An 11,942-nucleotide genomic window follows, 5' to 3' on the forward strand; every position below is an offset into this window, starting at 1 on the left:
ACTTAGCCAACTTAACTGAACTTTTTAAGGTTACTCGCTATGACTCAGGTTCCTTCTTTATCTGACCCCCGCAGCCAGACTCCAACCGTGACGGCGACCGATTTGCTGGTGCAAAACCCCAGTGCCACTTCCCCCCATCGCTCAGCCAAAACCTCTACCGGCCGTAGCCTGCGCCAGCAGTTGCTGTCTACGGTGTTGCCCCTCAGCCTGGTGCCCCTGCTGATCGGTGGCCTGATTACCTATGCGCTGACCCAAAGCCGCACCCGCGCCACCATCAACCAGGCGCTGCAGGGGCAGGCGCTGCTAGCGAGTGAAACCGTCGGCGGCAACCTGAATGAGCAAATTGCCTTTGCCCAAATTTTTGCTCAAAACCCGCTGATTTTGGACAAAGTACGGCGCGATCGCGCCCTGACCACCCGCTTAAAGCTGCTGCAGGTACCCGAAGAAACCCTGGAGTCGCAGTTTATTTTGCGCAAGCAGCTAGCCACCAACCCCGCTTTTAACGACTATCTGGCTCAGACCGCCGCTGTCAAACAATTTGCTGAGATCATTGTCACCGAGGCCAACGGCCTCAACGTCGGCTACAGCAGCATTCCCTCCGATTTCGTCCAGGCGGGCGAAGACTGGTGGGAACGGGCCAGCAGCGACGGGTTCTGGTTTGGCCAGCCGGGCTACGACGCCTCTACCTTTCGAGTTGGCATCGACTTTGGCCAGGCCATTCGCGACCCCAGCAGCAACGAATTTTTGGGCGCGGTGAAGTTTTTCATGACCGCCCTTGAGTTTGAGCAGCTCAACGACTACCTGGCTAACGCCGGTATTCAGGGCTCTCAGCAGGTACAGCTCCTCGAGCCCAATTCTAACTATGTGCTGGCCAACTTCAACGCGCAGGGCCAAGAAGCAGCCCTCACCCCTCGCTCCCTCACCCTAGTCGGTGGCGAGGTAGTAGGTCAGCTGGCTAGCGCTGTCACCGAGGCGGCCCAGATCGGCACCGCCCCCAGCGACCTGCAACAGCAGCTCAACTCAGCCTTTCCGATTAGAAACCTGGAGGTTTCGACAGCGAGTGCCGCTGGCGGCACAGAAAGCCTGGTGACGACCTTCACCTACCAGGGCAAACAGTATTCGCTGGCGACAGTGCCCCGGCTCAACTGGGTGGCGATCGCATCGATGGATGTCGCCGAAATTCGCGCCGCTGGCCGCGAAAACCTGGTCACCCTGGGGCTGCTGGGTCTGGTGCTGGGTGGGGTGGCGGCCCTGTTGACCCGAACCATCGCCCAGCAAATTTCATCACCGCTCGGGGCCCTGGCCGACAAAGCGCAGGAAGTGTCGCGGGGTAACCTCGATGCCCAAGCCGACCTGGTCGGGTCATCTGAAGCCCAAACCCTGGCCCAGACCTTTAACGAACTGGTTGTGCAGGTGCGCGGCTTTTTGCGCGAGCAAACCCTCAACACCCGCCGGGCCAACCTGGCCGCCGCCATTACCGGTGCCAAAATCATTGACTCCGCCGATCTGCTGCCCCTCTACGAACGCCTGGTAACCGAGGCCCGCGACATTCTCGCCTCCGATCGGGTGGTCATCTACCAGTTCAACCCCGACTGGAGCGGCGAAATTGTGGCCGAATCGGTAGACACCCACTGGCCCAGCGCGTTAGAGCAACTGCTGAGCGAGCCCTGTATTCCCGCCGAAACCCGTCACAAGTACGAAACCGAAGGCATTTTGCTCGAAACCAACGTCGCCAATGCCGCCTTTCACCCCGAGCACCAGGCCCTACTGCAACAGCTCCAGGTCAAATCAATTTTGGGGGTGCCCATCCTCGGTCAGGGCAGTCTCTACGGCCTGCTGATTACCCACCACTGCCAGGCCGTACGCCCGTGGCAAGAAACCGAAATCAACTTTATCAAACAGCTGGGGCTACAGCTGGGTCTGGTGATTGACCGGGTCAAACTCATCGAGCGCACCCGCAACCTGGCCGAAGAACAGCGCCAAATTAAAGAAGGACTACAGCGCAGCGCCCTGCAATTACTCATGGATGTTGACCCCGTCAGCCAGGGCAACCTGACCGTGCGCGCCCAGGTCACCGAAGACGAAATTGGCACCCTGGCCGACTCCTACAACGCCACCATCGCCAACCTGCGCAAAATTGTAGTGCAGGTGCAGGAGGCCTCCCGTCAGGTGGCCGCCACCACCGACACCAGCCAAACCTCGGTGCGCACCCTGGCCGAGTCGGCCAATCAGCAGGCCGCCGACATTGTGGCCGCGATCGATCGCGTTCAGGAGATGGCGACCTCGGTGCAGCTGGTCGCCACCAACGCCGCCAAAGCCGAAGCCGCCGTGCTCGAAGCCGAGCAGACCGTAGCCCAGGGCGACGACGCTATGAACCGCACGGTAAACGGCATCATGGCCATTCGCGAAACCGTGGCCGACACCGCCAAAAAGGTCAAGCGCCTGGGTGAATCGTCCCAAAAGATCTCCAACGTGGTGAACCTGATCAGCGGCTTTGCAGCCCAAACCAACATGCTCGCCCTCAACGCCTCCATCGAGGCCTCCCGTGCCGGAGAAGGCGGCAAAGGCTTTGCGGTAGTGGCCGAAGAAGTGCGCGAACTGGCCCGCCAGTCAGCCGAAGCCACCACCGAAATCGAAACGCTCGTCGCCAGCATCCAGGCCGAGACCAACGCCGTAGTCACCGCTATGGAGACCGGCACCGAGCAGGTGGTCACCGGCACCCAGCTAGTCGATGAAACCCGCCAGAGCCTCAACCAGATCACCGCCGTCAGCCGCCAGATCAGCGCCCTGGTGGCCGCGATCGCCGACGCCACCGTCGTTCAGTCCCAGGTGTCTGAAGTGGTCAGCGAAACCATGACCAGCGTAGCCGCCACCGCCAGCGAAAACTCCAGCGCCGCCAACCAGGTCGCCGAGGCCTTTACCCAGCTGCGCTCCGTCGCCCAGGCGTTGCAGGAAGAAGTGGGGAGGTTCACCGTGCGCTAGCAGAACGGTGGGGAGATGAGGGGATGAGGGGATGAGGGGATGGTTGAATTCAAAATGCAAAATTAAGAATTCAAAATTTTGAACCTTGCATTTTGAACTTTGAACTTTACACCTCCACCATCATTATCTTCCTCACCTCCCCCCCCTCCCTATCCCCTCACCTTCCTCGCCCCCTCATTCCCCCCATCTTCCTCACCTTCCCCATCTCCCCACCCTTCTCATCTTCCCCGTCCCGCTATGGCAACTAACCCCCACATCCGCGATCAGGCCTACCAGTTCTTTCTAGAAGAGGCCCCGGAGCTGCTGCAAACCATTGAGTCGGGGCTGCTCAACCTGGGGCAGCAGCGCAATACTGCCGATATTCACCAGATTATGCGGGCGGCGCACTCGCTCAAGGGTGGGGCGGCTAGCGTTGGGCTGGAGGCAATTAAGGCGATCGCCCACCGGCTCGAAGCCCTATTCAAGGCGCTCTACAGTGACGCGATCGTGGTGGATAGCGAACTAGAAAGCCAGCTGCTGCGAGCCTACGACTGCCTGCGGCTACCCCTCACCCAGCAGCTCACCGAGGGCACCTTTGACGGTGACCAGGCCCTGGCTGCGGCAGAACCCGTTTTGCAGGAGCTAGAGCAGCACCTGGCTAGCGCTATGGCCGAAACCGAAAATTTCATCCCCAGCTCCTCAGATCTGGGGTTTGATATGGCCACCTCCATTTTTGAGGTTGACGTACAGCAGGGGCTAGACCACCTGGCCCGAGTGCTAGAAAACCCTCAGGTCCACGAAATCGCAGGAGAGCTGCGGGCCCAGGCCGAAATTTTTCTGGGCTTTGCCGAACTGCTCGATCTGGCCGGGTTTGCTCAAATTGCCGAGACGGCCCTCCAGGCCCTGGCAGCCAACCCAGACCAGGCGCTAGAAATTACTCGGCTGGCGATCGCAGATTTTCGCCAGGGCCGAGCAGAGGTTTTAAGCACCGAATCGTCTACTGGCGGAGCCCCCTCAGTAGCTCTGCAAGCCCTGGCCACAGCGCCCGAGACATCTTTAGAATTATCCCCAAAATTATCTCTAGCTCTCCCTCTAGACCTCCCCCTAGAGCCTGCCGCAGAGCAGTTCTTAGCCTCAGTGTTTGGCAACGACGATTTAGCCAACGCCACCTGGAATGAAGATCTTCTGCCAGCAGCCGATGACCTGACCTGGCTAGTTGAAACCCAGCCCCCAGCAGCCGATTTGGTTCCGTCAGACCCCGCACCCCTCAGCCCAAACCTCACTGAGGTTTTCTCCCCAACGCCCCCAGTACCCGACAGTGCCAGCCGCAATCCCCCTCTCCCAGGTTCGGCCATCGCCATCGAAGCCATTTTCACTGGAGAACCAATCGTCACCACCGCTGAAACCAACCCCGACCCCGACCCATCTCTCGCACCCTCACTCTCCTCACCTACCCTCCCCCCCGCCCTCACCACCCCTCTCCCCGCTGGCCTCACCGTCCGCGTTGACACCCAGCGGCTGGCCCGCCTCGAAAACCAGCTCGGTGAACTGACCATCAACCGCAACGGTCTGGCTTTGCAAACCAACCAAATTCGCCTGGGCCTAAAGGAACTGATCAGCCGCTTTGAGCGCGTGCGCGCCACCGTCGAGCAGCTGCAAGCGGTCTCAGACCAGATTTTGATCGCCCCCGATCGCCAGCGTCAGCCGATCGCCATCGGAGCAGGCACTCCGACTCCACCACCGACCACCCCTGGCTTTGACTCCCTGGAGATGGATACCTACACGGCCCTTTACACCCACACCCAAACTCTGCTCGAAGAGATGGTGCAGCTCGAAGAAGCCGCCGCCGACATCACGCTGTTTAATCGTCAGGCCGACCAGATGCTGGGGCAGCACCGCAAAATGCTCTCCCAGGTGCAAGACGATTTGATGTACGCCCGCATGGTGCCCCTGAGCCAGGTGCTCAACCGTTTCCCGCGAGTGCTGCGCGACCTGTCAAATACCTACGGCAAGCCCGCCGAGCTCAGCCTGGAAGGGACGGCTCTGCTAGTCGATAAGGCCGTGCTCGAAAAACTCTACGATCCGCTGCTGCACCTGCTTCGCAACGGCTTTGACCACGGTCTGGAACCCACCGAAGAGCGCGATCGCCAGGGTAAGCCCCCAGTTGGGCAGATCACCCTGCGGGCCTGCTACCGGGGCCGCCAGATCGACATTGAGGTCAGCGACGACGGTCGGGGCATCGACCTGGAGCGCGTGCGCCAGCGGCTGACGGATCTGGGCTGGCTATCGGCCGCAGAGCTGGCCACCGCCACCGCCGACCAACTCTATCGCTATCTCTTTGAGCCAGGCTTTTCGACCGCCCAGCAGGTCAGCGATCTGTCGGGGCGAGGGGTGGGCCTAGACGTGGTGCAAGACCAGCTACAGCGGCTCAAGGGCACCGTGACGGTGCAGTCGGTACCGGGCTCGGGCACCCGCTTTACCCTCTCGCTGCCCATGACTCTGAGCCTTGTTAACCTGCTAATTTGCTTTGTGGGCTCTACGCCGATCGCCTTTCGCAGCGACAGCATTACCGAAATTTTGGTGCCGCGATCGCATCAGCTCGACCAGCAGCCCGATCACACCTGGCTCGCCTGGCACGACCAGCAGGTGCCCGTCTATAGCCTCAGTGATTTGCTGTCCTACCGCTGTCTGCGGCCCGAACTTCCCCTCAGTCAGGTGCTGGCCGCGGTGCCCTCCCCCGCCGACTGGGAGTCGCCCGTGCTGATCTTAGACCGGGGCGATCGCCAGCTGGGCACGGCCTCAGACCAGCGCTACGTCGCCATCCAGGTCGATCGCCTGGTAACCGAGCAAGAGTCAGTGATTAAGCCCTTTGGCACCGCCCTTGGCCCGCCTCCCTACGCCTACGGCTGCACAGTACTGGGCGATGGCAGCGTTATTCCGGTCATCGACGGTCAGGCCTTTTTAGACCATCTGCTTCGCCACCCTCAGACCGCTGCACCAACCGGGCTAGAGCAGACCGACTCACCCACCGACCCCGCTCCCCAGATCGCGCTGCACGCCACTACTGTATTAGTAGTCGACGATGCCATTACCTCTCGTCGCACCCTGGCTCTTTCGCTTGAGCGGGCGGGCTACCGCGTCTTACAGGCTCGCGACGGCCAGGAGGCCCTAGAGCAGCTCGACCAAAACCCGGCAGTAGGGCTGGTCGTCTGCGATATCGAAATGCCCAACATGAACGGCTTTGAGTTTCTCACCGCCCGCCGCCAAAACCCTGCCCTGGCCGCTATTCCCACCCTGATGCTGACCTCTCGCAGCAACGACAAGCACCGCTGGCTGGCGATGCAGTTAGGGGCCACCGACTACTTCACCAAGCCCTACCTAGAGCAGGAGTTTTTGGGCGCAATCACCACTCATCTCCAGACCTCCAGGGCACCTCGTGCTTCCTAATCGCCTCAACGCGGGTGATGGAAATATGCCCACAGGGGGATAGTGCCGCTTCGATCTGCTTCAGTACCATTCCTTGACAGGCTGTCTTGGCTAAACCAGGCTCGATCGCCTTTGGCTAACCTGCTGGTTTTGTTAATGTTTATCCCCTAAGGGGGGATGTTAGCCTGTAGAGAACGACACTTCAAAAGAGCAGGACTATGGTTGCCACCCCCGACGTTATGCAAACGTCTGCATCTCACGCTCACCCCTCCCCCGCAGGCGATAGCCGGGTAGCGGTGCTGCTAATGGGCTACGGCGAAGTCGAAAGCTACGAAGACTTTGCCAACTACAATGAGCAGGCCCTCAATTTGCTCACCGCCAAGTTTGCCCCCGTTCCCACCTGGGTCTATCCCCCGCTGGCCAAGCTACTGGCCGCCTTTGACCTGCACGAGTGGAGCCACCAGCACGGCAACTTTATCTCCCCCCACAATGCCATTTTTGAGGCCCAGCGAGCGGGCATCGAAGCCAACTTAAAAGAGCGCTGGGGCGATCGCATTAAAGTCTTCAAAGCCTTCAACTTCTGCAAGCCCTTCCTCCCCGAGCAGGTACTAGAGCAGGTCAAGGCCGAAGGCTACGACAAGCTGCTGATCTACCCTCTACTGGTGGTCGACTCTATTTTTACCAGCGGCATTGCGATCGAGCAGGTCAACGACGCGCTCGCCAAACTCTCCGATGGCACCGAGCACTGGGTGCAGGGCATGCGCTACATCCCCTCCTTCTTTGACGCCCCCGACTATATTGATTACCTGGCCTCGATGGTCGAAGACAAGATCAAGAGCCATTTGGCCGTTGCCCACCTGCCGTCGCAAACCGGCATCGTGCTGATGAACCACGGCTGCCCCCACGAGGCCAAAGGCTTTACCTCCGGCATCGACGAAAGCCAAAAGCTCTACGACCAAGTGCGCGATAAGCTGATTTACAAATACCCGCTGATTTCCGTCGGCTGGCTCAACCACGACACCCCGCTGATCAAGTGGACCCAGCCCAACGCGGATCTCGCCGCCCGCAACCTGATCGACCTGGGGGCCACTGCCCTGGTGTTCATGCCGATTGGTTTCGCCACCGAAAACCACGAAACCCTGCTCGATGTCGAGCACATTATCGAAGGGCTGCGTCGCAAGCACCCCCACGTTACCTACGTGCAAATGCCCTGCGTTAACGACGACCCCGCCTTCTTGGCTATGGCCGCCACCTGGGCCGACAAGCACATCGCCGACCTGCTCGAAGAAGATGCCCTGGCCATCAACCCCTCGCTAGCCGCATCGCAGGCGGCGGCAGTACACAGCCACCACGGCCACACCCACGATCACCACCTGCACGGTCACAGCCACGATCATGGCCACAATCACGATCATGGCCACAGCCATGACCACGGCCATCATCACTAGCAGCGGCCATCCAAAGCCTGACTTTACTTAGCTCAGTTAGGCCTTAGATATCAGACCATGAACAAAAGCGGATGAGCACTGTTTGCTGATCCGCTTTTTCAGCATATTAGGGAGAGTGATGGGGCTGAGCACCACTGCCAGCCCCAGAAATACCCAGCTGCCCAACCGATACTTTGGCTGGGCTGGATCGCGTAAAAACGGACCAATAGCTAACAGAAAAACCGTCAGCGACGCTAGCAGATAAAGCTGTAGAACCATAGTAATTTGAGGTTGATTGCGCTACTTCTAGGCTGCCCAGAGACAATGGTTCTAATCTTGGTAATCATACTGAATATCGCTTGAGACTCAACGGGTGACAAGCCCCACCAAACCCGCTAAAATCAGCCATTAATACAGGCGTTCTAAGCGATGGATGGGTTATGCCAGTGAGTTCTAGCCAAATTAAAGCCCTGCTCGACCAAAAGCGAGATGCCTTTAGCGCTTTTAGCCGAGCTAAGTTTGAGCTATTGCACGCCTATAACCGAGCCTGGATTGAGTTTGCGGCTCTACCCCTGGCGCGACAGATGGCTCAACTCGAAGCTCACCCTGGGCCGGTAGGTGCCCGACCGCTAGAAAACCTTGCCGCTGACAAAGGCATTCTGCCCTTCTTTTTTGCTGAATCTGGCCCGGTCGGCGATCGCTGGACCAACCGCGAGCAAAGCGCCCAGTGGGTACAAACCGTCCTGACAGACATCACCACCTTCGCCGTTGACGGCTCCCAAATCTCCCCCGGCAAAGATATTTCCATCCCCATTGCGCTGCTGCAAATCGGCTGGTTTGAAAACCCCCACAGCGCCACTCGACCCTACAAAAAAGACGTGCGGGTCGATCTCATGACTCCGGCAGAACTGGGACCCAACCCCGCCCAGCCAGTCGAGCGCCGGGTTAATATTCGCCGCTTTCAAATGGAAGTAGCGCGCCTGGTGGAGTACATCAACGCCTGCACAGAGCCAGAGCGCACGCTGGTCTTTTTTGACGGGGCGCTGGTCGTCACCTTTGCCGAAGCCTTTGATCAGGAGAGCCAAACCGCCTACGTGCAGTCTATTTTGTCGCTGCTGGAGGCCAGCTGTCGCCGCCGCGTGCCCCTGGTGGGCTACGTCGATACCTCCTACGCCCACGATCTGACCGGCATGCTGCACCATGCTTACGGGTTGGAGGCCACCGAGGGCATCCACGACGCCCAGCTGCTGGCGCGACTGATGGAGTGGGGCGATCGCACGGCCGTATTTCAGTGCGATCGCGGCGGCGTTCTCGACCAGTACAGCGACTACGGCGACCAAATTGCCTTCACCTACCTCAAAACCACCCGCGACGGCTACCCCGTGCGGCTCGAAATGCCCCGCTGGATGTGGGAAAGCGGCCACATCACCCAGTACCTCAACTGGGTGCGCGGCGAGGTGATTATCGGCGGCGGCTACCCCTACAGCATCGAAACCGCCGACCAAACCGCCGTGCTACAGGGTCAAGACAAGCACATCTTTCTGCGGGTGCTGCAAGACTGGGCCGATCGCGAAGCCATCAACCTGCGCCTCTCGCGCAAAATGGTCAGCAAGCAGCGCCGCCGCTAAGCATCAACCATAAAGTCTCGGTAAACCAGGTCTAAGCTCCGTAATTTGACCTACACACTCGCTTACGCAGGGTGTTTAAGTAGAAAAGTACACCCGAAAATTTGTATCTGTCTCGGAGAGACCATCAGACGCAAACGCCCCCTTTCGTCTATGGCTACTGCCTACAGTGCCTATATAAGGAGGATTTGCCCTACATGAAAGTATTTATGGTTTTAAGCTCAGCGCTGGTGCTCGTTGGACTGCTCGGCTCAATGGCTCCCTCAGCTATGGCTAAGGCCGATAACAAAGGCAACAAAGGCAGCGGTAGTCAACCCACCCAGCCAGCCGCTTCCCTGACCTGTGCCAGCGGATCTGTCACCAGCAACCCCCTAGCTGGCGGGTCTTCCCTCAGCTACACCAGCTGTTTAGATCCAACCGCTGGTAACGACGTCACCAGCAGTATCAGCGCTCCTCTGACCGCCTTCCTCAACGAAACCCTGGGGGACTGGGGATTTGATGGCAAGTATGAAGGCGGCAAAAACTCGGCTGGGCCAAACGACCTGGGTTTTAGCTGGGTTCAAAATGGCAAGGGCACTGGCACCTGGAGCCTGGCTAAGACGATCGCAACGCCATTTGTGATTAGCCTCAAGGCGGGCAACGCCTACACCGCCTACTACTTCGACGGCAACACCCCCATCAACAGCGGTACCTGGGCCACCTTTGACCAGAAGGATCTATCCCACGCCTCGATCTTTGTAGGCAAGGGCAGTCTCACCCCTGAAGAGCCTAAAACTAGCGTTCCCGAGCCAGCCTCTACCGCCGCTCTGGCGCTGGTGGGCCTGAGCGCCGTAGGCCTGGTGCGCAAAAAGCAGGCCTAGCACCCTGCCCTTATTACCCGTTCCAACCTTTCAAAGCGACCAATAGCCCTGGAGACAGCAATTGTCTCCAGGGTTTTTTATGGGAATTTTTCAGCCGGAGGTTTAGCGCTGAACGACTGGCTTGTGGTTGAATCGGAGCATACGCTCTAGGGAACAGCACCATGGTCGATGCACTACCCACCCGTCAAGAAACCGACAGTATGGGAGAAATTGCCGTGCCCAGCGATCGCTACTGGGGGGCGCAAACCCAGCGATCGATTCGCTACTTTTCCATTGGTCAAGACAAAATGCCCCTGGAGGTGGTGCGGGCGATCGCAATCGCCAAAAAGGCCTCTGCTTTGGCCAATGCCGATTTGGGCAAACTGCCCCAGGAGAAAGCCGACCTCATTGTGCGGGCGGCGGATGAGATTATTGCTGGACAGCTCGACGATCACTTTCCCCTACACGTGTGGATGACGGGCAGCGGTACCCAGTGCAACATGAACGTCAACGAGGTAATTGCCAACCGCGCCATTGAGCTAGCGGGCGGCGTGATGGGCAGCAAAACCCCCATTCACCCCAACGACCACGTCAACATGTCGCAGTCCTCCAACGATGTTTTCCCCACGGCGATGCACATTGCGGCGGCCCAGGTGCTCACTCAGCGGCTGGTTCCTGCGGTCACCCAGCTCAGGGAGGCGCTGGCGGAAAAGGCCGAGGCCTGGAGCGACATCGTCAAAATTGGTCGTACTCACCTGCAAGACGCCGTCCCCCTCACCCTGGGCCAGGAGTTTTCGGGCTATGTGGGTATGCTCGACGACAACCTGGCTCGCCTCGACGGTGCCCTGCCAGGGCTGCACCAGCTCGCCATTGGGGGAACGGCTCTCGGCACCGGCCTCAATGCCGGACCGGGCTTTGCTGAGGCCGCCGCTCAGCACATTGCCCAGCTCACCGGGCTGCCCTTCGTCAGCGCCGCCAATAAGTTCACCGTGATGGGAGCCCACGATGCTGTGGTGATGGCTAGCGGCGTGCTTAAAACCCTAGCGGTATCGCTGTACAAAATTGCCAACGACATTCGCCTGCTGAGCTGTGGGCCAAGGGCAGGCTTTGCTGAGCTACACCTGCCTGAGAACGAGCCGGGGTCTTCGATTATGCCGGGCAAGGTCAACCCCACCCAGTGCGAGGCTTTGGCGATGGTGGCGGTGCAGGTGATGGGCTACGACGCAGCGGTAGCCTTTGCCGGGGCCAGCGGCTACCTCGACATGAATGTCTACAAACCAATGATGATCTTTAATCTGCTGCAGTCGGCGGGGCTGATGGCCGACAGCTGCCAAAATTTCACCGAGTTTTTGGTGCTGGGCATGACTCCCAATTACAAACAGATCGACCAGTACGTGCAGCAGTCGCTGATGCTGGTCACCGCCCTCAGCCCGGCCATCGGCTACGACAAGGCCTCTCAAATTGCCCACCACGCCTTTGAGCACGACCTCACCCTCAAACAGGCGGCTCTGGCCCTAGGCTACGTCTCTGAGGCGGAGTTTGACGCCCTGATCAACCCCCGTCGCATGACCCATCCCTAGGGTCAGCCGCCGCTGCGGCGTCCACACCTGTGGAATGTTAAGGACTATGTTGATTTGCTCCGGTGGCTCAGGTTCGAGGCAGCC

General features: G+C 59.4%; 6 protein-coding genes. All 6 read left to right on the forward strand.

The features are described from left to right. Window positions 1–39: 39 nt before the first annotated feature. The 6 genes from ACQ4N7_RS03635 to fumC all read left to right on the forward strand — a co-directional run bounded on the left by ACQ4N7_RS03635 (window position 40) and on the right by fumC (window position 11,858). Window positions 40–2,982 (forward strand): methyl-accepting chemotaxis protein, encoded by a 2,943-nt coding sequence (locus ACQ4N7_RS03635; protein ID WP_430710263.1) that lies wholly within the window; start codon window positions 40–42, stop codon window positions 2,980–2,982. Window positions 2,983–3,219: 237 nt separating this feature from the next. Further along, window positions 3,220–6,408: a hybrid sensor histidine kinase/response regulator gene (locus ACQ4N7_RS03640; RefSeq protein ID WP_430710264.1), complete on the forward strand. Its 3,189-nt coding sequence runs from the start codon at window positions 3,220–3,222 to the stop codon at window positions 6,406–6,408. A 197-nt stretch (window positions 6,409–6,605) separates the two neighbouring features. Further along, window positions 6,606–7,835 (forward strand): ferrochelatase, encoded by a 1,230-nt coding sequence (locus ACQ4N7_RS03645; RefSeq protein ID WP_430710265.1) that lies wholly within the window; start codon window positions 6,606–6,608, stop codon window positions 7,833–7,835. A gap of 419 nt (window positions 7,836–8,254) precedes the next feature. After that, window positions 8,255–9,442, forward strand: a complete 1,188-nt coding sequence (locus ACQ4N7_RS03650) for a DNA double-strand break repair nuclease NurA (RefSeq protein ID WP_430710266.1) — start codon at window positions 8,255–8,257, stop codon at window positions 9,440–9,442. Between the two features lie 206 nt (window positions 9,443–9,648). Beyond that, the gene (locus tag ACQ4N7_RS03655; RefSeq protein WP_430710267.1) at window positions 9,649–10,299 is read left to right on the forward strand and encodes a PEP-CTERM sorting domain-containing protein; all 651 of its coding nucleotides are present in this window, start codon (window positions 9,649–9,651) and stop codon (window positions 10,297–10,299) included. A 161-nt stretch (window positions 10,300–10,460) separates the two neighbouring features. Further along, window positions 10,461–11,858, forward strand: coding sequence for a class II fumarate hydratase (fumC, locus tag ACQ4N7_RS03660; protein ID WP_430710268.1), 1,398 nt, complete (start codon window positions 10,461–10,463; stop codon window positions 11,856–11,858). Window positions 11,859–11,942: the final 84 nt, after the last annotated feature.

The sequence above is a fragment of the Nodosilinea sp. AN01ver1 genome, assembly GCF_050565655.1.
Lineage (GTDB): Bacteria > Cyanobacteriota > Cyanobacteriia > Phormidesmidales > Phormidesmidaceae > Nodosilinea.